The sequence below is a fragment of the Bacteroidota bacterium genome, assembly GCA_008933805.1.
GTDB lineage: Bacteria > Bacteroidota > Bacteroidia > UBA8524 > UBA8524 > SB11.
In genome coordinates this window covers 234,024-259,451 of record WBUH01000003.1, presented here as the reverse complement: position 1 = coordinate 259,451, position 25,428 = coordinate 234,024, and the positions used below count along the sequence as shown (strand labels likewise).

Annotated in this window: 23 protein-coding genes and 1 pseudogene; 13 read left to right on the top strand and 11 right to left on the bottom strand. The window is 41.1% G+C overall.

Going from position 1 to position 25,428, the window contains the following annotated elements; genetic code table 11:
* The first annotated feature begins 70 nt into the window (after positions 1–70).
* From F9K23_05070 to F9K23_05060, 3 genes are all read left to right on the top strand, one after another.
* On the top strand, positions 71–448 hold the full coding sequence (locus tag F9K23_05070; GenBank protein ID KAB2917754.1) for a hypothetical protein: 378 nt from the start codon (positions 71–73) through the stop codon (positions 446–448).
* Positions 449–574: 126 nt separating this feature from the next.
* On the top strand, positions 575–1,015 hold the full coding sequence (locus F9K23_05065; GenBank protein ID KAB2917772.1) for a polymer-forming cytoskeletal protein: 441 nt from the start codon (positions 575–577) through the stop codon (positions 1,013–1,015).
* The gene (locus tag F9K23_05060; GenBank protein KAB2917753.1) at positions 969–1,205 is read left to right on the top strand and encodes an AtpZ/AtpI family protein; all 237 of its coding nucleotides are present in this window, start codon (positions 969–971) and stop codon (positions 1,203–1,205) included. Before F9K23_05065 ends, F9K23_05060 begins: the two co-directional genes overlap by 47 nt.
* A 10-nt stretch (positions 1,206–1,215) precedes the next feature.
* On the opposite strand, the gene F9K23_05055 is transcribed toward F9K23_05060, so the two are convergent.
* A complete protein-coding gene (locus F9K23_05055) occupies positions 1,216–1,524 on the bottom strand; it encodes a hypothetical protein (GenBank protein ID KAB2917752.1) in 309 nt (102 codons plus the stop codon).
* 86 nt (positions 1,525–1,610) lie between these two features.
* Here F9K23_05055 and atpB point away from each other — a divergent pair, with 86 nt between their 5' ends.
* The 9 genes and pseudogenes from atpB to F9K23_05010 all read left to right on the top strand — a co-directional run bounded on the left by atpB (position 1,611) and on the right by F9K23_05010 (position 8,479).
* Positions 1,611–2,837: a F0F1 ATP synthase subunit A gene (gene atpB / locus F9K23_05050; protein ID KAB2917771.1), complete on the top strand. Its 1,227-nt coding sequence runs from the start codon at positions 1,611–1,613 to the stop codon at positions 2,835–2,837.
* Positions 2,838–2,895: 58 nt separating this feature from the next.
* Positions 2,896–3,138 carry an ATP synthase F0 subunit C gene (gene atpE / locus F9K23_05045; GenBank protein ID KAB2917751.1) on the top strand — a complete coding sequence of 81 codons (243 nt, stop codon included), beginning with the start codon at positions 2,896–2,898 and terminating at the stop codon, positions 3,136–3,138.
* An 82-nt stretch (positions 3,139–3,220) separates the two neighbouring features.
* A complete protein-coding gene (locus F9K23_05040; GenBank protein KAB2917750.1) occupies positions 3,221–3,715 on the top strand; it encodes a F0F1 ATP synthase subunit B in 495 nt (164 codons plus the stop codon).
* On the top strand, positions 3,715–4,257 hold the full coding sequence (atpH, locus tag F9K23_05035; protein ID KAB2917749.1) for an ATP synthase F1 subunit delta: 543 nt from the start codon (positions 3,715–3,717) through the stop codon (positions 4,255–4,257). The genes F9K23_05040 and atpH overlap by 1 nt, the downstream gene beginning before the upstream one ends.
* A gap of 17 nt (positions 4,258–4,274) precedes the next feature.
* Positions 4,275–5,861: a F0F1 ATP synthase subunit alpha gene (locus F9K23_05030; GenBank protein KAB2917748.1), complete on the top strand. Its 1,587-nt coding sequence runs from the start codon at positions 4,275–4,277 to the stop codon at positions 5,859–5,861.
* A gap of 22 nt (positions 5,862–5,883) precedes the next feature.
* Positions 5,884–6,756 (top strand): ATP synthase F1 subunit gamma, encoded by an 873-nt coding sequence (gene atpG / locus F9K23_05025; protein ID KAB2917747.1) that lies wholly within the window; start codon positions 5,884–5,886, stop codon positions 6,754–6,756.
* 220 nt (positions 6,757–6,976) lie between these two features.
* The gene (locus tag F9K23_05020; protein KAB2917746.1) at positions 6,977–7,339 is read left to right on the top strand and encodes a hypothetical protein; all 363 of its coding nucleotides are present in this window, start codon (positions 6,977–6,979) and stop codon (positions 7,337–7,339) included.
* Positions 7,332–7,568: pseudogene (locus F9K23_05015) on the top strand (F0F1 ATP synthase subunit gamma). Before F9K23_05020 ends, F9K23_05015 begins: the two are co-directional and overlap by 8 nt.
* Before the next feature lie 146 nt (positions 7,569–7,714).
* Positions 7,715–8,479 carry a hypothetical protein gene (locus F9K23_05010; protein KAB2917745.1) on the top strand — a complete coding sequence of 255 codons (765 nt, stop codon included), beginning with the start codon at positions 7,715–7,717 and terminating at the stop codon, positions 8,477–8,479.
* A gap of 189 nt (positions 8,480–8,668) precedes the next feature.
* Here the strand turns inward: F9K23_05010 and F9K23_05005 are convergent, their stop codons facing one another.
* From F9K23_05005 to F9K23_04965, 9 genes are all read right to left on the bottom strand, one after another.
* Positions 8,669–10,207, bottom strand: coding sequence for a T9SS type A sorting domain-containing protein (locus F9K23_05005; GenBank protein KAB2917744.1), 1,539 nt, complete (start codon positions 10,205–10,207; stop codon positions 8,669–8,671).
* Positions 10,208–10,231: 24 nt separating this feature from the next.
* Positions 10,232–11,701 (bottom strand): PorT family protein, encoded by a 1,470-nt coding sequence (locus tag F9K23_05000; GenBank protein ID KAB2917743.1) that lies wholly within the window; start codon positions 11,699–11,701, stop codon positions 10,232–10,234.
* Positions 11,698–12,267, bottom strand: a complete 570-nt coding sequence (locus F9K23_04995) for an RNA polymerase sigma factor (GenBank protein ID KAB2917742.1) — start codon at positions 12,265–12,267, stop codon at positions 11,698–11,700. Before F9K23_04995 ends, F9K23_05000 begins: the two co-directional genes overlap by 4 nt.
* A 141-nt stretch (positions 12,268–12,408) precedes the next feature.
* Entirely contained in the window at positions 12,409–13,944 is a 1,536-nt protein-coding gene (locus F9K23_04990) for a T9SS type A sorting domain-containing protein (protein ID KAB2917741.1), read from the bottom strand.
* A gap of 337 nt (positions 13,945–14,281) precedes the next feature.
* Positions 14,282–14,950: an O-methyltransferase gene (locus F9K23_04985; protein ID KAB2917740.1), complete on the bottom strand. Its 669-nt coding sequence runs from the start codon at positions 14,948–14,950 to the stop codon at positions 14,282–14,284.
* Between the two features lie 38 nt (positions 14,951–14,988).
* Positions 14,989–17,154, bottom strand: coding sequence for an AAA family ATPase (locus F9K23_04980; GenBank protein ID KAB2917739.1), 2,166 nt, complete (start codon positions 17,152–17,154; stop codon positions 14,989–14,991).
* A gap of 155 nt (positions 17,155–17,309) precedes the next feature.
* Positions 17,310–17,966 (bottom strand): response regulator transcription factor, encoded by a 657-nt coding sequence (locus F9K23_04975; GenBank protein KAB2917738.1) that lies wholly within the window; start codon positions 17,964–17,966, stop codon positions 17,310–17,312.
* A 20-nt stretch (positions 17,967–17,986) separates the two neighbouring features.
* Positions 17,987–18,799 (bottom strand): sensor histidine kinase, encoded by an 813-nt coding sequence (locus tag F9K23_04970; GenBank protein ID KAB2917737.1) that lies wholly within the window; start codon positions 18,797–18,799, stop codon positions 17,987–17,989.
* Positions 18,800–19,434: 635 nt separating this feature from the next.
* Positions 19,435–19,803 (bottom strand): hypothetical protein, encoded by a 369-nt coding sequence (locus F9K23_04965; GenBank protein ID KAB2917736.1) that lies wholly within the window; start codon positions 19,801–19,803, stop codon positions 19,435–19,437.
* Positions 19,804–20,131: 328 nt separating this feature from the next.
* On the opposite strand from F9K23_04965, the gene F9K23_04960 reads away from it, so the two are divergent.
* Positions 20,132–23,950, top strand: coding sequence for a DUF3857 domain-containing protein (locus F9K23_04960; protein ID KAB2917735.1), 3,819 nt, complete (start codon positions 20,132–20,134; stop codon positions 23,948–23,950).
* 72 nt (positions 23,951–24,022) lie between these two features.
* Here the strand turns inward: F9K23_04960 and F9K23_04955 are convergent, their stop codons facing one another.
* Positions 24,023–25,426, bottom strand: coding sequence for a phosphoglucomutase/phosphomannomutase family protein (locus F9K23_04955; protein ID KAB2917734.1), 1,404 nt, complete (start codon positions 25,424–25,426; stop codon positions 24,023–24,025).
* Positions 25,427–25,428: the final 2 nt, after the last annotated feature.

Genomic DNA, 25,428 nt, shown 5'->3' with positions numbered 1-25,428 from the left:
ATTACCTTATTATTGCCCAAAATACGTAGGTTTGAAGAAGTAATCACCCCAAACGGTTTTATACGAAGTAGTGGCAAAAGGTAAAAATAAACGGTTTATAAAACGGCTAAAGAACAAGTACCGCCTGATAATAATGAACGATGGTACTTTGCAAGAGCGGGCATCTGTTGTGTTGAAGCCGATGAACGTTTTTATACTGTTTAGTATGTTGCTGGTGGTGTTTACTACGTTTATTGTATTGCTGCTTTTTTACACTCCGCTGAAAGAGTATATCCCCGGTTTTGATAAAACAGATTACCTGCGCATGCAAATGGAGCAGGAAGCGCGCATTGATTCATTAGAGCGTGCCAATAACCGCTGCTATGAGAAATGGCAGAACATGGAAAAGGTGCTTGAGGGACGTTTTGAACGTGCAGACAGTATTAAGCCAACCCAGCAAACGCCTTAGTTAATAGGGTGGGGGTGTACCTGCCCCAAGCTTTGTTTGGTTTGCGGGTTTATTTTTGCTATCTTCGAAATCCTTTTTTAAAAAGGAGATACTTAACACACACACTTCGGTTAATCTTTTTTAATGATGTTTAATAAAGAAACTAAAAGCCGCAATGCGGATGCACCTTCAGCTTCAATCAACATAATAGGTGTAGGTACAGATATTACCGGCGACGTTAACTCAAACGGTGATATACGTATTGATGGCAATATAAAAGGCACCATACTATCAAAAGCAAGGGTGGTTATAGGCGCATCAAGCGTTATCAAAGGCGATATTGAGGCGCAGAATGCCGATATATCAGGCACAGTTACAGGTAAAATTACCGTTACAGAGACACTTTTCTTAAAAGGCACTGCTAAAGTTCACGGTGATGTAACAGTTAATAAGTTGGTGGTAGAGTCGGGAGCGGAGTTTAACGGTAACTGTAATATGTTGTCAACTAAGCATATTCCCGCCGATAATACAATGCAACAACATGGAAGAACTGCCCCAAAAGCCATCAAAACCGAAGCGGATTCTTAACGCTTACGCATTTTTATCGTTAGGTCTTCAATTAGTGATATCCACAGGTGTATTGGGCATCTTGGGTCATTATTTGGATGAGTTTTTAAAAATTAGTTTTCCATTGTTTCTTATGTTGGGTATACTTGCAGGGTTAACTGCCTCTGTAATAAAAATATTGAGAGAGCTGGATAACAAAAAAAACAACTAAGCCTGTTTACTTACTTGAATCCGTCGAAATTTTTTGTACGACTGTTAATATATTCAGTTCTGCTGGCTGTTGTAATCTTTGCATTGCAACAGGTAACTACTATCATACCCCAAGGCACGTGGGGAGTGTTTGCTTTCTTTTTTAGCATCTCACTATTTATATATATACTTTCCAAAACAAGTTTAAAGGCATCACCTACCGCAGCACTAAGGTTGCTGTTAGGCACGCTGATACTCCGTTTGTTTCTAAGTTTCGGGTACTTCGTTTTATATGTTTCAGTATCAGGCAATTCAAGTATTTCCTTTGCGCTGATGTTCATGATTCTTTATTTATTATTCACTGTGTTTGAAAATTACCATTTAGTGATTAACTTGCGCCCCGATTCGAAAAATGATTCAATCGGTGATGAGTAGCGTCAATAAAGGATTTTCAAATTTTAAAGCCCTAAACTTTTTAGTGCTTTTAGCGTTTTTTGTTACTTTTTCGTTAACAAAAGCCAGTGTTCCTCACGAAAATGGAGGTCACCATGACTCAACTGTTGAAGGTGCAGCTCATCATGATGAGGCTCATGCACACGACAGTGGCCATGCAACAGAAACAAAGTACGATGCCAAATCGGTAATCATGCACCACATTAGTGATGCACACGAGTGGGAATTCTTTGCCACTAAATCATTCCACGCAACCCTTCCTTTGCCTGTTATATTATATAGTGCAGAAAACGGTTTAGACATTTTCTTGTCAAGCGCGTTTAAACACAAAGAGGGTGAGCATGACCACGATGCTCCTAAATATTATAAGAACTACGTGATACATCACGAGAAAATATATTTAGCAAATGCTGATGGCGGACTTACTATGGATGAGCATCACCATGCTACCAACGCTAAGCCGATGGATTTTTCACTAACCAAAAACGTAGCCTCAATGATTGTATCATTGGTTCTATTGTGCCTTATATTTATTACAGTGGCTAACGCTTATGTTAAAAAAGGACAATGGGTACCCAAAGGTTTGCAATCGTTTATGGAGCCTTTGATACTATTTGTACGCGACGATGTTGTGCGCCCTAACATGGGTAAGAAAACAGGCGATGTATTTATGCCTTACATGCTTACTTTGTTTTTCTTCATTTGGTTTAACAACTTATTAGGTTTGTTGCCCGGTGCAGCTAACGTAACCGGTAACATTGCAGTTACGGCGGTATTGGCAGTTATCACCCTTGTAGTTACCAACCTTAAAGGTAACAAACACTACTGGGGTCACATTTTCAATCCTCCGGGAGTTCCCAAGCCACTACTTTTGATTATGTGGCCTGTTGAAATATTAGGTATCTTTACTAAGCCCTTTGCGTTGATGATACGTTTGTTTGCAAACATTACTGCAGGCCACATCATCATCCTAAGTATCCTTGGTTTGATATTTATGTTTAGCAATGGCGGAGCAAACGTAGGAGCAGGTTTTGGTGTATCGTTGGCAGCATTGCCATTGGCACTGTTCCTGTTTTGCCTTGAGTTGTTGGTTGCCTTCCTTCAGGCGTTCATCTTTACCATGCTTACCTCGTTGTTTATCGGTCAAGCAATGGAAGACCACGGACACCATGATGATGAGCACGCCCATGCAGCTCACTAATAGTGAACATAAAAAAAGAAGAAACCCATATAAAATCGAACATTAAATAAACACAATTATGTTATTACAAAAATTGCTTCTTGAAAGTTGGGGCCCGTTAGGTGCCGGTATTGGTGCAGGTCTTGTTGCCCTTGGCGTAGGCTTGGGTATCGGTAAAATTGGTTCAGGAGCTGTTGAATCAATCGCCCGTCAACCTGAGTCATCAGGTGACATCAGGACTACTGCGATCATCTTGGCCGCCTTTATCGAAGGTGTGGCTCTGTTTGGTGCAGTAATCTGTTTCCTTGCCATGTCAGCTTAATTTCAAAACAAAAAATATATACCAACACGCAGGCTGGGCAAGGCGGCCTGCGTAGTTGTGTTATTTAAACACAAAAAACCGTATGGAATTATTAACCCCGGCGCTTGGATTATTTTTTTGGACCTTAGTGGTTTTCGCAATCGTATTCTTTGTATTGCGCAAATTTGCTTGGAGGCCCATATTGCAGAGCCTGAAAGATAGGGAAGATAAAATTGAAGGCTCATTGCAGATGGCTGAAAATGCCCGCAAAGAAATGGAGCTTTTGAAAGCAGATAACGAAAAACTGCTGAACGAAGCCCGTGCAGAGCGCGATAAAATTTTGAAAGAAGCCAAAGAAATCAGCGATACGCTTGTAGCACAAGCTAAACAAAAAGCTGATATCGAAGGCAAGCGTTTGATTGAAAGCGCACAGGATAGCATAAACAAAGAAAAAGAAGCTGCCAAAGCTGAGATTAAAGAATTGGTTGCTGCTCTTTCTATTGAGATGGCTGAGAAAATCCTGAAAAAGAAATTTGAAAATCCTGCTGAGCAGGAGCAATTGGTGAAAGATTACCTGCAAAACGCTACTTTAAACTAATGTCTGAAATCAGAATAGCAGCAAGGTATGCCAAATCGCTGATGGAATTGGCACAAGAGAAGGGCCTGCTTGAGCAGGTGAACTACGATATGCGCAACTTGCAAATTGTGGTAAAAGAAAACCCTGCTTTGTTAAATGTGCTTAAAAGCCCCATCATTAAAAGCGATAAAAAAGCTGCCGTAATGAACGCCGTTTTTGGCAACACTTTCAATAAACTAACCATGTTGTTTATTGATAAAGTAACTTCAAGACGCAGGGAAATGTTATTGCCCCTGATGGCCGAAGAGTTTTTACGCCAATACAACGTGCACAACGGTATACAATCGGCCACGGTTACCAGTGCAACTGTACTTAATGCAGGTATGCAGGCAGCTGTGAAAGAATTTATTGAAAAGGAAACAAATGGAAGGGTTGACCTGAAAGCAGTTGTGAACCCTGATATAATAGGCGGTCTTGTAATACGTATCGAGGATAGCTTGTACGACTCAAGTATCGCGAAGAAACTTAACCGTTTGAAAAAAGAATTAATTCATCAAAACTAAATCGACAATAATTTAATATGTCAGTAACAGGAATAAGGCCCGATGAGGTTTCAGCCATCATAAGGGAGCAGCTTTCAAACCTGAAAACCGAAGCCCAGCTTGAAGAAGTTGGTACCGTGTTACAGGTGGGCGACGGTATTGCCATTATATACGGCCTAAGCAAAGTTCAATATGGCGAACTTATTGAATTTGACGGTGGCTTGCAGGGTATAGCCCTTAACCTTGAACAAGATAACGTGGGTGCGGTATTGTTGGGTGGATCTGACAAGGTGAAAGAAGGCGATACTGTAAAACGTTTGAACCGTATTGCCTCTATTAAAGTAGGTGATAGCATGTTGGGTCGTGTAATTAACACACTTGGCGAACCTATCGACGGTATGGGACCCCTTTCAGGTGATTTGTATGAGATGCCTTTGGAGCGTAAAGCACCCGGGGTAATCTTCCGCGAGCCTGTACAAGAGCCTTTGCAAACCGGTATTAAAGCGATTGATGCGATGATTCCTATCGGACGTGGTCAGCGTGAGTTGATTATTGGTGACCGCCAAACCGGTAAAACGGCTATTGCTATCGATACCATTATTAACCAAAAAGAGTTTTACGATAAAGGCCAGCCTGTATTTTGCGTGTACGTAGCTATCGGACAGAAAGCTTCTACCGTTGCACAGGTGGTAAATACGCTGAAAGCTAAAGGCGCTATGGATTATACCGTAGTAGTTTCGGCTTCAGCATCTGATCCAGCTCCTTTGCAAATGTACGCTCCAATGGCCGGTTGTGCTATTGGTGAGTTCTTCAGGGACAGGGGTAAACCTGCTTTGATTATTTATGATGACCTTTCTAAACAAGCGGTAGCTTACCGTGAAGTGTCATTGCTACTTCGTCGTCCACCAGGCCGTGAAGCATATCCCGGTGACGTGTTTTATCTACACAGCCGCTTGCTTGAGCGTGCTGCTAAGGTGAACGCATCTGATGAGATTGCACAAAAAATGAACGATTTGCCAGAGTCAATCAAAGGATTGGTAAAAGGCGGCGGTTCACTTACTGCACTTCCCATCATTGAAACACAAGCGGGTGACGTATCTGCTTATATCCCAACCAACGTAATCTCTATTACTGATGGTCAGATATTCCTTGAGTCGAACTTGTTTAACTCAGGTGTGCGTCCTGCTATCAACGTAGGTATTTCGGTATCACGTGTGGGTGGTAACGCTCAGATTAAATCAATGAAGAAAGTTGCGGGTACGTTGAAGCTTGACCAAGCACAGTACCGCGAGTTGGAAGCGTTTGCAAAATTCGGTTCTGACCTTGATGCGGCTACTAAATCGGTACTTGACAAAGGTTCTCGTAACGTGGAAGTTTTGAAACAAGGACAATACCAACCTGTGCGCGTTGAGCACCAAGTTGCTGTTATTTACTTGGGTACTAAAGGCTTGTTGCGTAACGTGCCTGTGAACAAGGTAAAAGAGTTTGAAGCTGAATTCATTTCTTACCTTGATGCTAAACACAGGGATACACTTGACCTATTGGCCAAAGGTAAAATTGACGATGATATAACCGCTGTACTTGAGAAGGTTGCCGCAGAACTTACGGCCAAGTACAAAGCATAATTAATTAAGAAGATTCAAACAAATGGCGAATCTTAAAGAAATACGCATACGGATTAGTTCCACCATCAGTACACAGCAGATTACCAAGGCAATGAAATTGGTATCAGCTACTAAACTGCGCAAGGCTCAAGGCGGCATTATGCAAATGCGCCCCTACGCCAACAAACTGTTTGGTATGCTGGCTAACCTTGCCGGAAGTGTTGAGGATGAGAGCTTGGCAAAGTATTTTGACCAGCGCGAAACCAAAAAGCTGATGTTGGTGGTGTTAACTTCTGACAGGGGATTGTGTGGCGCTTTTAACAGCAACGTGATTAAGAAAACCCGCAGCTTGCTTGAAAACAAGTACGCTCACTTGGGTAAAGAAAACATTACGCTGTTGTGTATTGGTAAAAAGGGTTCTGAGTTTTTTGGCAAAATGGGATACAAGGTGGATAACCGTTTCCGTGAGTTGTTCCAAAATCTGAACGCTGATACAGCATTTGAAGCCGGTAACTATGTATTTGAAGCTTTTTTGAGCGGCCAATACGACCGTGTGGATTTGGTGTACAACCAATTTAAAAATGCGGCTACACAAATATTGCAAGATGAGCAATACCTGCCTGTGGATATGGAAGAAATGCAAGGCAACGATAGCAATGTAAACTACATTTTTGAACCCGGTAAGGTTGAAATCTTAAACGATTTGATACCCCGTGCGTTGAAAACTAAGTTGTACCGTGCTTTGCTTGACTCGTTTGCATCTGAACACGGCGCACGTATGGTGGCTATGGATAAGGCAACTGAAAACGCAGGTGAACTGCTGAAATCGTTGAAACTTACCTACAACCAAGCACGCCAAGCGGCTATTACCAACGAGATTTCAGAAATCGTGGGTGGTGCTGCCGCACTTGAATAGTAATTTAAGTTACCCTATTAACTATAGAAGCCATTCCGATTTCGGAATGGCTTTTTTCTTATAAATGATAGAACGCTCAAAATATGCGTGATATCTATACTTTCATGCTATCGAATGAAGTTCTTGCAGTAACAGTATCACTTGCCTTGGCAAGTACTCATTTTTGTCGAAAACCCTTATTAATAAGCTTTTATGGAACATAATTTGCTGGTTTTCAGAAATGAAAAACCTTTACTTGCTGGTACTGATTATCTTTTTTGCAGCCTGCAGCGGATCGGATGATGTATTAAATGAAACTATCACCTACCGGCTGGAGAGCGACAGCGAGGATGTAGACATCAGGTACTTTAACCCAGACACCTATGATTTTGAAGAAGTGGAAAACGTGAAGGGCAATTGGGAAAAGAGTTTTCGTTATTATACTGATTCCACAGGCAAGGGGTTTGGGTACTTAATGGCACAAAATGACGATATAATCAACAGTATTGGATTGCGAACTATTACTGTGAAAATATTTGTTGATGGTAAATTAACTGAACAAAAAACCTGCAGGGGCAACTGCATTGTCGATGTAGATTATTAGGTTGATTAATAGCTATCCAATTCTAAAAATCTTAGTTCAGACAGTGTAACGCACGTTGTTTAACTCATTTGCATTTGAACACGGCGCACGTATGGTGGCTATGGATAAGGCAACTGAAAACGCAGGTGAACTGCTAAAATTGTTGAAACTTAGCTACAACCAAGCACACCAAGCGGCTATTACCAACGAGATTTCAGAAATCGTAGGTGTTATTGCCGCACTTGAATAGTAATTTAAGTTACAATACTAACTATAGAAGCCATTCTGAAAAGGGTGGCTTTTTTCGTTTGTATCATTTTTTAGGCAGAAAATATGGTGTTTTAGCTCTAGCCTTGAACAAGATTTATCACCATTTTTAAAATCTATTTAATGAGTATGAGGAAATATATTTGGGAAATCATTATTGGTGGAGTTGTTGTTGCTATTATTGCAGGATTAGTTCTATTATATATTCAATTCATCAAAGATTATGAACATCGATTGACTAAACTTGAAAAGGATTTTGAGCACTGTGTTGATTGTTCAAAGAGAACAAAGACAATAGGAGATTATCCCTATACCGTTTATACTGGAGTTGATGTTGCCTCAAATGGTGAAGTGCTTCTTAACGTTCAAATAGATCTTTTGTCAGAACAGTTTCGTTGGAGATGTGGGAGTATAACAGAAATTGTTAGAGGTGATGACGTTGTTGATATTGGTAAAGTCATAAGGCAATATCATGATAATGCGGAGCTAGAGAATGCTTTGGGAATTGTTTGTATAGGTACGGCCTCGTCAGAGGGGCAATTAATTGGTGAGCAAACTCGTGCTGGAGATAGGGTGGAGACACTAATAAACTTGGTAAGCAGTAATCTAAATTCAAGCAAACGCATGCCTATTTATGGTCTCAACTTTGGTAAACATATCGGAAGTACAAATACTCCTTGCTCAGATGCTACACTAGAGCAAAGACGTGTTATTTTAATTAAACTTATTGAGAGATCAGACAAACTAACTGATGATAAATTAGAAGAAAGTTTGAAACGTATATTACTCGAGAAAGCTTCAAATCCAGCTTATAATTTCCCGATAGATATTAGAAATTACTCAATGTTTAGAAATAATGAAAAGATGCTGATTTATGGGCGTAATCAAAAGTAGTAACTTCATTTGCCAACAATGTATCAACCTAACCTTTTTGAGAACTTTTTGTTTAAAATTTATAATCATCTAACAGTTAAAATCTTAGGTAAAAAATTTACATAGTACAAACACAACAAATTTTGGCGTAGTGCTAAATCACATCAACGTCTTGTTGGTCATGCACACTAAACATTATAAACATCTAAATCATCTTGCAATCATCAGCTTTGCGTAACCTGATTGGTTTTGGGTGGTGAGTTGGAGGGTGTACATTCCCGCTGGCAACTGTTGGGTATTGATAACTTGGTTGGTTTCGTTAACGGTTGCGGTATGTAGCAACTTACCTTGCACATCAAACACCTGTACTAAGGCAGGTAAATCAACATTTTCGGGCAACTTCACCTCTACATAATCTGCCGCAGGGTTTGGGTACACTCCAAATTGTAAGGGTTGGGCAACATCCACACTGCTGATAAATTTATTGTAATAAGCTTTTACCGCATCCAACGTGTTATTAAGCTTGCAAATACTTTCAAGCGGCCCGTTAGTACCGCGCTCCCATACATAGGCTAATTCAAGCCTTAAAAAGCCATTTGAAGGCAATTGCACAGGACCAATGCTTCCCATCATGCTGCGTTTGCCCGGTGCTTGTGCAGAGCCTACCTCAGTCCAGCCGGGATTACCTTGGTTACAAGGGTCGCCGTTGTAAATAAAATCGGCAGGGGTAGCACTGCTCATAAATCCGTTGGCACCTTCAGTAAGCTGGATATTATTTCTCCATTTGCGGTGCAGGTAATTATAAAACTCTTGCGGGCTTTGTGGTAAACCGCGGTTGGCTACTCCGCCGTCAGCATCAATTTCAATCGTGTATTGCAAGGGGCGGTTTAAAAACAGTACTCCTTGCACCGGTGGGTACGTTCCGTAAAGCGCATCCGAAGTATCACTGTTATAACCAAAAAAGGCGTTTTTTGAGGGCAAAGAACTAATATACTCATCCCCTTTAGCACCCAGTTCAAAATCAGTCCAAACACCTGCAAATACCGAATCGTAATTATTAGTAGAGCGGTTAATAAAAGTTAATTCTAAAAAAACAGTGTTGGCTAATGCCGGATTATTGGCATACACATAGGCCAAACCTTGTACTTCAACACCCATAGGCATACCGCCGCTAGCAAAATGTGTATTGGCTTTATCGTTTACAATAAAATATGCAGCTTCGTCGCCCTTTATAAAAGGGTACTCGCCCATTTCGGGTTCATAAATACGGTTAGCGTTGTAATCAACAAACTTTGCCAATACCTGCTTAAAAGGTTGTTGAGTAGGGTTGCTGCCCGGCCAGTGCTTAATACCATCGGGCATTATGTACCCGTTTTTATTATAGTCGGTTTTGTGCGTAGCAATTTCAGCCGCACTTACTTTGTAAATCGAATTCCAAAAAGTACTGTCGCCTGCATTGCCATTAACAGTATCAATAGGACCTGGCCAGAAATCGTTTTTAAGGCTATCGTTTAAACGGGCTGCAATGTGCAGGTTACCGTTGCTTTTCCCTCCAATCCAAAACTGCGAGATGCTTATGGATTTTGTACCTGAGCCTTTTGGAGCCTCAAGCCCCCGATTAAACAAGATACCGTTTGCATTGACGGTAGCATTGAGGTTATTGGAAGATAGTGTTGTAAAATAGGATTGCCCCGCCAACTTAGTTAGCGAGGCAAGAGCCAATATACTTAATGCCGCTTGTTTTAGCATAGGGGCTAAGTACGTATTTTTTTGTTAGAAACGGTAGCGAAGGCCAACACTTACATTAAATGTGCGGAAGCTTTGACGCATACCTGCATTGCTTTGCATTACGTTGGTTAGACCGTGGCTGTAAGTTCCTTCGGCAAGCAACGAGAATTTAGATATGGGGCTGAATTTATATTCGCCACCGATACCTGCCAATAGGCTTAGGCCTGTTGTTGGCTTGTAAGGGTTGTTGCTGCGTATCTCGTGGGCACCGCTTAAGTCAGTATTTAATTGGCTGCCGCGTTGTGAGAAGCGAAGGTTTGCACTGGCACCACCTGTAGCAAACAGGCTGTATTTTTCAGTTCTGAAGAAACTGTACTCTAACTGAACGGGTACATCAATAAAGGTGTACGAGTTATTAGCACTTACAGCAACCCTGCGGGTTTCAGTAACTTGCCTGTATTCAGGGTCGGTGTGGCCAATTACTTGTCCGGTTACAGGGTCGATAATATCACCGATATAAACTTGAGTGCGGGTATAGGTTTGTTCAGCGTTGTAGTTCAATTTTTCACCTACACGGGTGTATTGCAAGCCTACGCGCAACTTCAATGTTTTTGATTTATTAAGGTCTAAGTTAAACCTTGCGCCTACAGTGAACGAAGGGGTGTAGCTTTCAGCTTGTTTTTTAGCTGCAAAATATCCTGCACCAATACCGTTTGCGTTTAAGCTGCGGCCTGCAAAACCTATTCCTGCATACAAATCAGCGGTTAGGCTGTTACAACGTTGTTTTTGAGGCTCAATAGCTTGTTTGTTAGCTTTTTCAGCCGCATCAGTAGCTTCGGTGCCTTCGGTTTCGTTATTAGCGGTTGCTACCGGCTCAGAAACAGGTTGTGCATCGGCAACAACTACTTCTTTTTCTTCATTCGTAAGTGCCGGAGTACTGTTATCAGTTATTGTAGTAGTAGAAGTTGTAACTATAGGGGTTGTATTATTATCTGTTGAAGAAGTTGATTGTGTTGGGTTTGTAGCGGGTGTTACCGTGTGAGAAGTTGCATCGGTACCGCCGCCGTTGTTGCCACCGTTGCGGGTATTACCTCCATCGTTGGTATTTGTGCGGTTTGGTGTTGTATAAACAGTAGTACTGTTTGTGGCAGGCGTGTTAGTGTTTGCAAGGTTTTCAGCAGAAGTAGCGGATGGAGTAGTAGCTACTGCTGCATTGCTGCCGCTTGTTTCGCTATTGGCCACAGGGGTTGTGGTTGTTGATTGCGAAGTAACTACAGCCGTTTGCTGTGTATCAGCAGTGGGGCCAAACCCAATAAATGCTGCAGCACTAATGCCTGCAATTAGCAAGAATGCACCGACCACAGCGGCTTTTCTACGTTTAAAGTAGTTTATCGCTTTGTGCAGCGGTGTACGTTTTGCATCAATACTCTTCCAAACATGGTCAGGTGCGTCTAACGAATAATCGCCCAACTTACTCCTGAACAGTTCATCAATCTTATTAGTCTCCATACTCATTCTGTCAAAATTTTATCTGCTTGTTCAGCAGGTTCCTTAAAGCCTTTTGTATCGTATAATTTTTTTTGCAATTGCTTACGTGCCTTATTTAATTGCGAGCGCGACGTCCCTTCGTTTATGCCCAGCGTATCAGCAATTTCTTTGTGACTATATCCCTCAATGGCATAAAGGTTAAAAACCATTTTATACCCTTCGGGTAAGTCGTTTATCATCACCATCAACTCCTTTTCCGATAACTTATCATATACTCCTGTGTCTTCAGGTATATCGTAATCATCGGCTATTCCAATCTGCTCTTTTTGATAACTGCTTTTGCGATAGTTGCGCAACGCGCAGTTAATCATTATCCTTCTCACCCATCCTTCAAACGAACCGTTGAAAGAGAATTTTTTTATGTTGTCAAATACCCGTATAAAACCGTCTTGCAAAATATCCTCTGCTTCCTGCCTGCTCCTGCAATACCGAAGGCACACCACCAACATCTTGCCTGCATAAGTTTTATATAACTTTTGCTGACAAGTGCGGTCTTCCCGTATGCATCCTTTTATCAACTCCTCTTCGGTCATGAGCTCTTTTCCCCAGGGTAATTTTCTACAAGATACAACAAAACAGGTAAAATGTTGCCTGTGAAACAGGGGATTAAATACAAAAATAAAAAACCTGCCCCGTAGAGCAGGTTTTAAAGAAACCAATAAGAAATGAAAAATTTACTGGACCAGTATTTTTTGGCTGATATAGGTAGTACCTGCAGTACCGCGTACCACATAAATACCTTTTGTTAAGCCTGAAATATCTATTGTTTTTTGGGTGGATAATAACACCTCACGACCACTAATATCAAACAGTGAAACCTTAATATTTTCTTCCTCGGTTTCGATGGTTACTGCGCTTGTTGCAGGGTTGGGATAAATTTTAACAGTTTCAGTAGCGGGATTTTTTACTGAAAGGGGAGGGTTGTTATTTGTCCAGTTGATAAGGCTATCGGCTTGGTCAAACATTTTGCAAAGACTTCCTTTTGCTCCGCCCGTAGCAGCTCTACTCCATAAGTAGGCTAGTGATATTTTTTTAACGCCTCCGGGCAACAGGGTATCTAAGTTTACCGAGCCAAGCATACGCCTGTCTCCGGCTCCAACTCCTGAATTTTGTTCAGTCCAACCGGTATTAGCACAAGGGTTTCCACTAAGCGTATAACGGGTGCGTGAGCCTGTGTTGTAGCCGTTGCCTCCGTAAGTAAGCGGGCTGCCGTCTTTCCAAATACCGCGTGTGTAGCCGTAGTACTGTTCGGCCAACATAGGGTTGCCAATTACACTAAAGTCGCTACCGTATCCCATTGTAGCATACATAGGTTGGTTAATAAACATCACACACATTGCAGCAGGAGTAGTACCGTAACCTATTACTCCTTCGTCGTTATCGTCGCCGTTGTAGGCATAATACATATTGCGTGCAGAATCGGATCCGATGCGGTCATCAGCATAATTACCCAAGTCAAAATCTGTCCAAATACCCGCAAGCACATCATAGTATGCGTTTGAACTTTTGTTGGTGATGTAGTAATCAACAAACACGGTATTGTTTAAATACTCGTTAGTGGCGCTTTTTAGTTGATACATAAAACCGGCTACTTCAACACCTAATTGGCTGCCGCTTGTTTCTCCGTGAAGGGTTTTATCATTATATACAAAAAAGAGTGCTTCATCACCGGGGAAGATGGGGTATTCTAAACCACCGCTAACATCCATTTTGCCATCGTTATTGGCATCGTGAAAAGGAGCTAGTTTGTAAGTGCCATTAGCAGTAGTGTATGATACAGGCCATCTACGCAAGTTGTCTGTCCAAACCCCTTGACGGGCAGAAAGATAATCGGCTTTTGTAATGCGCCATAAAGAATCAAAAGCTACCGAATTCACGGGTGTTCCTGCTAGTTGGTCAATAGGCCCGCTGTGGAAATCGTTTCCCGCTTGGCGATAAGTTTGCGCAGCCATGTGTAGGTTGCCGCCGTTATCAAGCCCGCCTATCCAAAGCGTTGAAGCGTATATTGATGATGGGCCGCCGGGACCTTTTGGGGCTATAAATGCCCCACTGCCTAAACCTATATTATTAAATAGTAAGCCTGCTGTATTAGCTTGGGCTTTTACATTATTTGCTTCTATTGTGGCCGAAACAACAGGTTGGGCTACGCCATGTATTGTGCCAATTACTAAGGCGAAAAGTAATGCAGATAAAGAATAGAGCTTTGTCATAATAGGTAACAATTAGTTTAATATGTCCCTATAACGAAAAAACCCCGTCACATGGTTGTAACGGGGAAACTAACCTATAAACCAATTACTAAGCTGATTGTTGCTTAATAGTTTAACGGGGCGATATCCCATCGAACCGTTGCATGATATATTTCAAATTGAATGCCAATCTTATGTGCAAAACCAAAAAAATATTTTCAAAAGGGGTGAGAAAAGAGACTCATTTTCTGTCACATCCTTTGATAGTTAAGGGTTTGAAAGATTTTTTACTGAAAAGCAAAACGGCATAGAAAATTTTTTATCGGATGAATGATTGAAAAATATCTATTAACGGCAATTAATGGTTAACCACAGCAATAGCCATCCCATCGTATTCCTTTGCTCCAACGGTTTGCAATATGGTGGCTGTAACTTGGGTGCAGTTGCTAAGCCATGTATTAAACCGCTGTACGCCTTTTACTTTCTCATCGGTGCTGTTTGCATCAAGTACTTTGGCATTGCGTATAATATTATCGGCAACTATTATGGTACCGGGTCTAGCCAGTTTTAATGCCCATTCAAAGTACTCAACATAAGGAGGTTTGTCGGCATCAATAAAAATCATATCAAAAGGGGCACGCTGTTCAGCGGCAATTTGAGGAAGAATATCCAAGGCATTGCCCACACGAATTTCAACCGTGTTTTCAAGTCCTGCGTTTTTAATGTTGTTTTGGGCGATGAGGGCGTGTTCTTCGCTGTACTCAATTGAGACTACTTTCCCGTTTTGAGAGACCGATCTTGCCAGCCAAATGGTGCTATAACCACCCAATGTGCCCAGCTCTAAAATGTTTTTAGCATTGCACATTTTGGCCAATACTTGCAACAGTTTGCCTTGCACGGGCGAAATGCTGGCGTTGTCAATATTATTACTGGCTAATGATTGCAGGGTGTTTTTTAAAGCAGAGTCTTCAGGGGCAAGTAGTTGGCCAATGTAGCCATCTACCTGTTCAAAAATTGTATTATCCATAGTTTGCAGTTGTAACTGCAAATGTATTGAGAATGGATTTATCCGGCTGCAATATGTTTTGCTTTAAGGTAGTTAACGGCCATGCGTATTTGCCCGTACGAAACCGAATCTCCTAATTCTTCTTTAATGGGTTTTGCTTGGTCGCCACCCAATTCATTAATCAAGCGGGTAAGCTGGTCAAGCAATTCACTGCTCATAAAATCAAGAATATTCACCTCGCCCGTGCTTATGTATTCGGCCAAATGGCCTTCGATGGTGCTTTCGGCCATGCTGCGTTCTGCGGCAATTTCTGAGACTGTTTTCCCTTCTTTGTATAATCCAAGTGTGATGCGGTTGCTTTCGCCCTTCTCAGCCTTTTTACCTTTTTCTACGGTGATTTTTTCAACGGGTGCTTGCAGAGTAGGCACTTCAAAGTGCATATCGCCGAAAGTTATTTTTTCAATATCGCGTATTTTGGCCCATACCAGTTTCTCCAGCTCAGCCAAATCGCCTAAGTATTGTTTTACCTTAGGTTTCAATTTCAGTAGCGAGTGTATTTCGGTAATCACACTCACAATATCATTGTTAAGAGTGTTGGCAAAGTACTGTTTGGCTTTGGTAACGCGCTCGTTTAGCAAGGTTTCGTCAATAGGCTTGTTATGGAAAATGTATTTTAGCTGTGCCATAAACTTGCCCGCTACCTCGTTTTGTTCGGCTGCTTTTTCAACCATACCGCGCACCAGCACGTGAAGTTTTTCTTTTTCAGGAAGGTTTTTTGCACGGGTGATTTCGTAAAACGCATTTAAGCGGCTAAGCAGTTTATCCCAGCTAAAGGTATTGATAAGCACTTGGGCGGCATAGGCAGGCTTTTCTTGCTCCAGCACACGTAATACCTCGTCCATGCTGTTTTCTTGGGTGGCAAACTGTATAATGCGTTCGTCGCTTTTTATACTTTGCCCGCTAATGCGCGATAGCAGGGTAACGCCGTCAAGTGTGCGACAACGGCTTAGTGCCACATATACTTGCCCTGCGGCAAACGACTGGCCTGCATCAATCACAGCCCTGTCAAAGGTTAGCCCCTGACTTTTGTGAATGGTGATGGCCCACGCCAGCCTAACGGGGTATTGTGTGAAACTGCCTATTTCTTCTTCTTCAATTCGGTTGGTATCGTTGTTTACTTTGTAGCGGATGTTTTGCCACTTCTCTTTTTCAAGTTGTAACTCGGTGCCGCTGCCTTCCAGTTCAAGGGTTATTTTGCCATCGCTGATTGCTTTAACTGTAGCCAGTTTTCCGTTGAAATAGCGTTTTTCAACATCGTTTTTAATAAACATTACCTGTGCCCCAACTTTTAGCGTCAGTTTTTCCTCAGTAGGGTAGGCCTTGTCTGAAAAATCTCCTTTCACATCGGCAGTAAACGTGTACAGTTCTCCGTCTAATTGGTTAAGCTGTTGCTGGTTTATTTGGTCGGCTTTATAGTTGTGGGTGCAAAGGGTAATTGTATTTTCCGAAGCATCCTGCATTTCGGGCTGGTAGTGTTCTTCCAGCAATTGTAAGTCCCACTCTTCAACCTCGTTGTTTCGTATATTATTCAGCAGGTTGATAAAACGTTCCTCGTTTTGGCGGTATATCTTTTTCAGTTCAATAAACAGCGGAGGGTTATCACGTATCACCTTTGCGCTAAAAAAGAAGGGACTTTCGTATTCGTTGCGTAATAAAGGCCACTCGCTATCACTCACCACGGGTGGAAGCTGAAACAAATCACCTATTAATAACACTTGCACACCGCCAAACGGGGTGCTACGGTTTTGGCGATAGTGACGCAAAATATCGTCAATAGCATCCAGCATATCCGCCCGCAGCATACTCACTTCGTCAATAATCAGCAGTTCAAGGTCTTTGAGCAGACCTATTTTATCGCTGTTAAAACGGATTTTACTAAGTAAATCGTGGCGGTTGGTAGTTGCTCCGTTGTTAAAGAAACCTTCGGAGATATAGGGGATGAACGGTAATTGAAAAAATGAATGCAGCGTAACTCCGCCCGCATTAATAGCTGCAACTCCCGTGGGTGCCGTAGTTACAGTTTGTTTGCGCGTATGTTGTTGTACGTATTTAAGAAAAGTGGTTTTACCTGTTCCCGCTTTTCCGGTTAAAAAAAGGTTACAGGCAGTATTGTTTACAACATCAAAGGCTATATCAAAAAGGGCATTTTCTGAATCGGGGAGCATGGCTCAAAAGTAGGGGGATTAATCGCGGGTGTCAAGTGCATAGCTATTTATGTGCCAAGTGGCAGCTAACTATCGCTTTAATACCATTGTTTAGTGAAAAGTAAATGTACTCTTTACGGGGTAAAGAGAAGTAGGAAGGCTGCTAATAGTGCGTGTTATACAATTTTTACAATGCCGTTTTTAATGGCAAAGATTACCAACCCAACACGGGTACGAACGTTTATTTTTTGGAATAGAGAGTCGCGGTAACCATCTACAGTACGCACGCTCACGTTCATACGCTCGGCAATATCCTTGTATGAGTAATCGTGGCAAACAAGTTCTAAGAAGTTTATTTCACGCTGGGTAAGTTTTTCAATGGTGCTGGCCTCTTTGTCCCACTTGGTGTGGTAGTTAATTGAGTTAGCCATTGTTTTTGAAACATAATCAGAGTAATAATAACCTTTAGTGTGCACATCTTCTAAGGCCGTAAGCAATTCCTCAGGTTCTGAGTCTTTAAGTACATAGCCCCTTGCACCCAGTTTAATCATTTTGATGATAGCAGGCTCATCATCATTCATAGTTACTGCTATAATACGCACCGTTGGGTTGTTTTTGCGCAACTTTCCGGCAACTGTATAGCCGTCTTGTCCGGGCATATTCACATCCAAAAGCACAATATCGGGTTCTCCCTTTTCGTCAATCAAATCAAAAAGTTGGTTGCCGCTTTCGGCCTCAAAAAGTATTTCGTATTTGTCGTCAGATTCTATTAAACCGGCCAACGCCCTACGGAACAAGGTATGGTCGTCAACCAAAGCAATTTTTATGGCCATATAGGTTAGGTACTATTTGTTTATTTAGGTTGCACAATAGGGCTTTTTTGTGTGTTTATTTCAATTTTTACCCTTGTGCCGGTATCTCCAGAACTCTCCAAAGTTAATAATCCGCCGATAATTTTCACCCTGTTCTGCATATTCTTTAACCCATTGCCCGAATCGCCTGCGGCCCTTTGTGTTACTGCCGATGGGTCAAATCCCTTGCCGTCATCAGTCACCGTCATCACCAATACGTCTGTACTATAGTTTAAATTTACGGTAAGTGTGGTTGCTTCGGCGTGTTTAATAGTATTATTAATAAGTTCTTGGGTAATCCTAAAGAGTACAATTTCCATTTTAGGGTTAAACTTCTCAGGTTCGCCCTCAGTGGTTAATTCAGTTTTCAGAAATCCGGTGTTCTGCACCCTGTCCATTTCGAGTCTCAGCGCTTCATACAGCCCAAAATCCGAAATAAAATCTTGCGAAAGGGTTTTTGATATGCTGCGCATATCGCTGATTACGCCCGATACCTGAGTTCGTACCAAGCCAATAAGTTCTTCTTCCTCCTGACCTTTAACCATGCGGCTAAGCTTTGATAGGTTAAGCTTTATTACCGACAGCATTTGGCCTAAGTTGTCATGAATTTCTGCCGATACGCTGCCCAGTACTTGCTCTTGCAACTCTATTTGTGCTTGGCTAAACTCTTCTTGTAGTTTTTGTACTTGGCGTTTATGGTTAAAAGCCCGTCGTTGGTGAAGGAATAAAAATAACACGATAAAGGATACCAACAGCAAAAGCAGTATGGTACCGGCTATAATGGTTACTATTATTTCTGACTCTGGGGTTTGCACAAGAAAGCGATACTATAAATGAGGTTTAAAAATAAATTCAATATAGAGTTTATGGCCCAAATTTTCTTACTTAAATCAGCAGGGAAGTTAGAGTGTAAATCGTATAATCCATGTATAAGAAATGAACCCACTGAATAAAAGAGCAAGCCTGTACTAATCCATAGCATGGGTTCTCGGTACAAACTGGTAGTCTCTACTTTTTGTAACAGCTCAAAAAAGTATAAAAGAGTGATAATAATGAGCGAAATACGGCCAACAATAATGGTGTAGGTGTTGAATTTGTTTAGGCCTTGTATGAATAAAAGATTTACGAGATAAACGCTTGTAATTAGTACAATAGCGTATTTAGTTATGTTCTTGAATTTTTTGTTTGTAAATGCCTTATAATAAATCAAAGGCATAATAAAAAACTCAACAATTCTTAAGGGGTTGTAAATATGGATATTGTACCACTGGTTGTATGAGTAGTAAACGCAAACCAGTTCTTTAACTGTAGTAATGATTAAATATAAGCTCAAAAGCCTTAAGCTGGTGTCAAGGCTTTTGAGTTTAAAAAATGCTAATAAAGTCGGGATAATTACCGACAGCGTTGTTACATATGCAAAAATAGAATAGAATCCCAAGAACTTAATTAATTAAAGGTTTGCTAAAGTTGATGGGTTTAATGCGTTAGACACACCACATTGTGCAGGGCAGGGAACACCGTCGTCCAAGATTTTGTCCATTTCGCCAAGCATGTCGTTTTCATTTGCGGTTGCACCAACCAAAACAAGCGAAAAATCAATCACGCTCGATTTAGGGTCAACAGTTGTAACCACTCCTCCGAAATAGCAACGGATACCAACGCAATCAGTTTGGTTCAAAATGTCTAGTAGTTTGTCTTTACCAAAAAAAACCGCTTTTCTTGTTCTGCCATTACCTAAAAAAGTGTTGCGGAAAGTTTCTGTCATAGCTGCGCCAGCGGTTAGCGTGATAAAAGATCCTTCAGTGCCGTTAAATGCCATAATTTTAAATATTAAGTTATAAGTTTTTCCGCCCACTAAAGTATAAAAATTAAACTTAAAGTTGCTAAGTTTTTATTCGTTATTTAAAATCGAAATTTTTATAATATAATGATTTACAGGTTATTGAAATATATTTCATGTCAAAAATGGGTGGTTACACCTAAAGCAAATACCGTTTTATAACGGTAATCTTAAACTAGTTTAACATACACTTTATTAAACGAATGTTATTTAAATTGATGTTGCAACTTCATCGAATAATTCTTTTTATACCAAAAAGAATACGTATCTGTTTTTATATTCGCGTTTAAACCAATTATATAGTTACATGCGTAAATTTTCGCTATTCTTTTTAGGGTTGCTGATTGCCCTAAGCGTTACGGCCCAAAAATCTAAGATTGATGAAGGTTGGCAAAGTTTTTACAACAACAACAGTGCTAAGGCTCTTGAGTTGTTTTTGGAAGCCACCCGCGATGCAAGCACTGCTGAAGAGGCACATCTTGGTCTTTGTTTTGTTTACCACGATGAAGGTTATGCCGATTACGCATTAGAAAGTTTTCAAAACTTTTACAAAATATCCGCCAACCCATATCCTTATATGGATGTACTCTGGAATACCTCGGCAGTTGCCAATGGCGGAGGGGTAAAGGATAAAAAGAGGCTTAAGTTTTTAAAAAGCCTGTTAAAAGACCCAAAACTACCCGGAAACTTAAAAGCACGTTTGCACTCAACACTGGGAGACCACTTTGAGTCTCAAGGGGAGTTTAGTGATGCCAAAAAAGAGTTTGAACAAATAGGTTCAATTACCAAATGGATGTGTGTGGGTTCTTTTGAAAATATTTCGGCCAGTGGTTTTGATAAAGACTACGAGCCTATTAAGAATCCCAAGGTTAGTACTCAATTCAAAAACAAGTTAGGCGCAAAGGTTAACTGGTTTACGCTGTATGATGTACGTTTAGACCGCTGGGTTGACCTTGAGTATTACTTTTATGCAGGAAACTCGGTTATATACTCACAAAACTTTGTAAACTCTCCTACTGAGCAAAAAGTACACTTACGTTTTGGTGTTTCCGGCTCAATCAAAGTGTGGTTGAACGATCAATTGATTTTGAGTGAAGCTGAGGAGCGCAATAATGATTTTGACAGCTATTGGGTTGAAACTACGCTTAAGAAGGGTTACAACCGTGTATTAGTTCAAGTGGGAGAAAGTGAGGCTGATAATTCGAACTTTTTAATGCGTATTACCGACGAAAACGGTGAGAACATACAGGGATTAACATTTGCGGATAGGGATGATAAGGAGTATGATAAATCTCCTGTTGAATTTAAGGCAATCAATCCTTCATACTTCGAATTTTTTGAAAAGAAAGTTGAGCAAGATCCATCGTTTGTAAACCTTATTTTATTAGCTAGGGCATACAGCGACCGTGATATGCGCTACCAAGCCCGCAAGGTGCTTACCCGTGCTCAGGAAATGGCTCCTAAAAGCAGTTATGTGGTGCTTAAACTGATAAGTGTTTATCAGAGTGAGGGCAATAGAACAGCAATTGCAAAGGCTATTGAATGGCTGAAGGAGAACGATAAAGACAACATTGTTTCGTTGGATATGCTTTATGACGAGGCAGTGGAGAATAAGAACTATACCAAAGCCGACTCTTTACTAAAGAGTATTGAGGCAGTTGTTGGCAGCAATGCCGAGATGGTGTATGAAAAGAAAATGAACCTGTATGGTGCCCAAGAGAAAAACGAGGAGTTGATAGGTGTTATTGAAATGGCCTATGACCGTTATCCTGATAATTACCTTTTTGTATTGTATAAAGCACTGATTGAAAAATCTAAAAACAACAACGGCGGGGCTATTAAGGTGCTTAAAAAGTACACTAAAAAATACTACAACATCAGTATTTTAAAGCAAATAGCACAAATACATTTTTCAAGCGGTAATGTGTATGAAGGGTTGGATATATACAGACAACTTGTAGCCGATAACCCTATTGGGGTTGGCTTGCACTATGAGTTGGCCGATATATATATGCAAATTCAAAATTATAACGGCGCAATAGATTTGCTGAATAACATGGTAAGGATAGCACCAACCATAAGCAGGTATTGGGAATTAAGGGGCAAATGCTATGCTGAGAAGAAAGACCATATCGCGGCAAAAACAAATTATGTAAGGGCTATTGAGTTGAGCCCTACAAACTTTGGTGCTCGTACAAAAACAAGGGAGCTTGACGGACAAGAGGCCGATGTGTTTAAAAACTTCCCTGAGATAGATGTGTACAAAGCATTTAATGAAGGCGGCAGCGCAACAGACTATCCAGATGATAACAGTGCTATTTTGGTAAATGCTGTGCAGCGTGTTGTATATGGTGATGGGGTTTCTGAAGAAAAGCACATTTTGGTTGTGAAAGTACTTAATAAGGCTGGTATAGATGTATGGAAAGAGTATCGTGTACCTTATTATTCAACACAGGATGTAACCATTGAGAAGGTTGAAGTTCTTAAGGCAAACGGAACCAAATTGGAGGCTGAAAGTGATGGTAATAGTGTAGTGTTTACCAACCTTGAGGCAGGTGATGGTATCCACATTACTTACAAGATTGAGAACTACCAAACCGGTAAGCTTGCCCCACACTTTACCGATAAACACTATTTTGAGCTGTTTTACCCTGTTAAATACTCATCGTACTCGTTGTTAATTGACACAAGTATTAAGTTCAGGCACAAGTTTTCAAACAAAGGGTTCGCGCCTATTAAAAACTTTGTTAAACCAGAGTCAGACACAGTAGTTAAGTCTAAAGAGCTATTCTCAGGAGATTTAACTTCAAATAAAACTGTGATGGACGGATATACCATGTACCAATGGGAAAAGAGGGATATCCCGGCGATTAAGAGTGAGTCGTACATGACTGACTTGGTGGATTACGGTGAGGTGTTGTTTATCTCATCATTCCCTGATTGGAAGTTTATATCAAACTGGTACTCTGATTTGGCTAAAACAAAGGCAAAATCAGACTTTGAGGTAAAAGAAACCGCGCAAGAATTGTTTAAAGGCAAAGAAAACCTTAGCAAACTTGAGAAGGTGATGCTTATTCATGATTACATTGTTAAGAACATTCGTTACAGCTTAGTATCGTTCCGTCAAAGTGGTTTAATTCCTCAAAAGGCATCCAAAGTTATCAATACACGTGTGGGCGATTGTAAAGACGTTTCTACATTATTTGTAGCTCTTTGCCGCGAAGCAGGTATTGATAGCGTTCGTTTGGTATTGATTAATACTCGCGACAATGGTCAAAAAGACCTTTTACTGCCTTCAATTGATTTTAATCACTGTATTGGTAATGTTACGGTTGACGGTAAGGAATATTTTGTTGAATTAACTTCTGATAAGAATGGTTTTACATCTCATCCTACTGTACTTAAAAACTCGTATGCGTTAAAAATATACGATGAGTTAGAAGGAACCAGCCAAGAGCCTTTTTATTTAGCGCCTCCTACAGCAATTCCTGACAATATTATTCGTGTTACCGATGCCCAGTTTAGCGGCAAAGAGATGACGATAAACACAAAAACCACAAAATATGGTGATTGGGCCAGCGACGTGCGTCATCAATATGCTGATATACCTGAAACCGAACGACGTAAGAAACTGTTGCAAAACCTAACCGGGGATAACTCAAGCATTAAGTTGAACACGTATAAGTTTAATGATTTGGAAGCTATAAGTGATTCTATTGTTTATGATTACAATTACACTATCGGTAATACAGTTACTCAAATTACCGGGCTTAACATTTTTAGTTTTCCATGGTCTACTAAGTTTTCGTCGATAGCATTCTTGTCTAGCGAAGAAAGGAAATACCCTATCAGAGTTTGGGGATACCTGCAATACAATGTTTCAGAAGAGACAATATCGCTAACCCTTCCTGAAGGAACAAAACTAGCTGAATTACCGGCTAATGTGCACCTAAAATGCAATGCGGCAGAGTATACCGTTACTTATAAAGTAGTGGGTAATAAAATTGTTGCTAAGCGCACTGTACGTATTTTGGCTGATATAGTGCCTGTAGCGGAATACAATGAATTTAAGAAGTTTTTTGAAAAGGTGGTAGAAGAAGATACCCGCCAGTTAGCATTTAAATGAGAATAATGTCTCTTAAACAAAAAGCCCGCCTTGCAAAGCAAGGCGGGCTTTTTATATTAATGGGTATAGTAATTACTTCAAAATTTCAGTAGCAAGGGCGTTTAATATATCAAATGCCCTTTTTGATGAAGGAGCTTGGCAGTAGGTGCGCAACACAGGTTCGGTACCGCTGGCACGTATCATTGTCCATTCACCATTGCCTAAGTGGAATTTCCAACCGTCAATGTCTTCAACGCTCTCAATAGCAATTGAACCAAAGGCGTTGTAGTTACCTTCTTTGCAGTTGGTAAGCACTTTTTGCTTTTGCTCTTCGCTAATGTGGTGGTCGATGCGCTCCATTGCAAAAGGACCTACAATGGCGTACACTTCTTCAATCAACTCATCAAGGCTTTTGCCTGTTTTTGCCATGTATTCAAGCAAGGTAAAGCCCATCCATAGGCCGTCGCGCTCAGGTATGTGGCCTTTAATGGCTATACCGCCGCTTTCTTCTCCACCCACCAATACATCGTCTTCAACCATGTATTCGCAAATGTATTTAAAGCCTATTTTGGTGATAATAGCTTCTAACCCAAGATTTTTGCAAAGGTCTTTAATCTTATCAGTGCAACTGAAACTAACGGCTACTTTGCCGCCTAAATTTTTGTGTTTCACCAAATAGTTAATCAGCAACAGGATGATATGGTGCGAGTCGATAAACTTACCTTTGGCGTTATACAAGCCAATGCGGTCAGCATCGCCATCGGTAGCAAGTCCAAAATCAATATCACCCGCCGCTTTAATGGTTTCGCTTAACTCGGTAAGGTTTTTATCAATCGGTTCAGGGGCTTGGCCGTCAAAACCGGGGTTGTTATCGCAGTGTAGGAAAGTAGCATCCGGAAACAAGCGACGCATTACGTTTTGGCCGGCACCGTACATTGCATCGTAAGCAATCTCAATACCTGAGTTGCGAATCAAATCCAAATCAAAGTTCTTCTCAACGTGGGCAATGTACTCAGCTTCCAAATCAATATACTCAATCAACCCTTTTGCAATATAATCTGCAACGGTTTCATTGGGTACGGGCATTGCATCGGGTATCAGGCTTTCTACCTCATCAATCATGGCGGGGGTAGCAGGGCCGCCGTAGCCTGCTTTTATCTTATATCCGTTGTAGCTGGGCGGGTTGTGGCTGGCTGTGATGATAATACCAGCTGAGGCTTTGCGGCTGTTAGTACCCAACGATATCATCGGGGTGCTCACAAACTCTTTAGCCAAATATACTTTTATACCTTTTTGTGCAAGTATTACTGCGGTGGCTTCAGCAAACATTTCGCCTGCAAAGCGGCAATCATGGCCTACAACGGCGCTGGCACCGGGGTAGTTTTTGGTAAGCCAAAGGGCGGTAGCTTCAGCTACACGGGCAACATTATCCAAGGTGTATTCTTTGGCAATAATGGCGCGCCAGCCGTCGGTTCCAAACTTAATTTTTTCGTTCATCG

Coding starts and splice junctions, on each gene's coding strand:
- F9K23_05000 (KAB2917743.1), bottom strand. CDS start 11,701: ATGAGTATGGAGACTAATAAGATTGATGAACTGTTCAGGAGTAAGTTG.
- F9K23_04980 (KAB2917739.1), bottom strand. CDS start 17,154: ATGCTCCCCGATTCAGAAAATGCCCTTTTTGATATAGCCTTTGATGTT.
- F9K23_05040 (KAB2917750.1), top strand. CDS start 3,221: ATGGAATTATTAACCCCGGCGCTTGGATTATTTTTTTGGACCTTAGTG.
- atpH (KAB2917749.1), top strand. CDS start 3,715: ATGTCTGAAATCAGAATAGCAGCAAGGTATGCCAAATCGCTGATGGAA.
- F9K23_04985 (KAB2917740.1), bottom strand. CDS start 14,950: ATGGATAATACAATTTTTGAACAGGTAGATGGCTACATTGGCCAACTA.
- F9K23_04965 (KAB2917736.1), bottom strand. CDS start 19,803: ATGGCATTTAACGGCACTGAAGGATCTTTTATCACGCTAACCGCTGGC.
- F9K23_05065 (KAB2917772.1), top strand. CDS start 575: ATGTTTAATAAAGAAACTAAAAGCCGCAATGCGGATGCACCTTCAGCT.
- atpB (KAB2917771.1), top strand. CDS start 1,611: ATGAGTAGCGTCAATAAAGGATTTTCAAATTTTAAAGCCCTAAACTTT.
- F9K23_05005 (KAB2917744.1), bottom strand. CDS start 10,207: ATGCTAAAACAAGCGGCATTAAGTATATTGGCTCTTGCCTCGCTAACT.
- F9K23_05055 (KAB2917752.1), bottom strand. CDS start 1,524: ATGAACATCAGCGCAAAGGAAATACTTGAATTGCCTGATACTGAAACA.
- F9K23_05020 (KAB2917746.1), top strand. CDS start 6,977: ATGAAAAACCTTTACTTGCTGGTACTGATTATCTTTTTTGCAGCCTGC.
- F9K23_05060 (KAB2917753.1), top strand. CDS start 969: ATGGAAGAACTGCCCCAAAAGCCATCAAAACCGAAGCGGATTCTTAAC.
- atpG (KAB2917747.1), top strand. CDS start 5,884: ATGGCGAATCTTAAAGAAATACGCATACGGATTAGTTCCACCATCAGT.
- F9K23_04960 (KAB2917735.1), top strand. CDS start 20,132: ATGCGTAAATTTTCGCTATTCTTTTTAGGGTTGCTGATTGCCCTAAGC.
- F9K23_04990 (KAB2917741.1), bottom strand. CDS start 13,944: ATGACAAAGCTCTATTCTTTATCTGCATTACTTTTCGCCTTAGTAATT.
- atpE (KAB2917751.1), top strand. CDS start 2,896: ATGTTATTACAAAAATTGCTTCTTGAAAGTTGGGGCCCGTTAGGTGCC.
- F9K23_05010 (KAB2917745.1), top strand. CDS start 7,715: ATGAGGAAATATATTTGGGAAATCATTATTGGTGGAGTTGTTGTTGCT.
- F9K23_04975 (KAB2917738.1), bottom strand. CDS start 17,966: ATGGCCATAAAAATTGCTTTGGTTGACGACCATACCTTGTTCCGTAGG.
- F9K23_05030 (KAB2917748.1), top strand. CDS start 4,275: ATGTCAGTAACAGGAATAAGGCCCGATGAGGTTTCAGCCATCATAAGG.
- F9K23_04995 (KAB2917742.1), bottom strand. CDS start 12,267: ATGACCGAAGAGGAGTTGATAAAAGGATGCATACGGGAAGACCGCACT.
- F9K23_04955 (KAB2917734.1), bottom strand. CDS start 25,426: ATGAACGAAAAAATTAAGTTTGGAACCGACGGCTGGCGCGCCATTATT.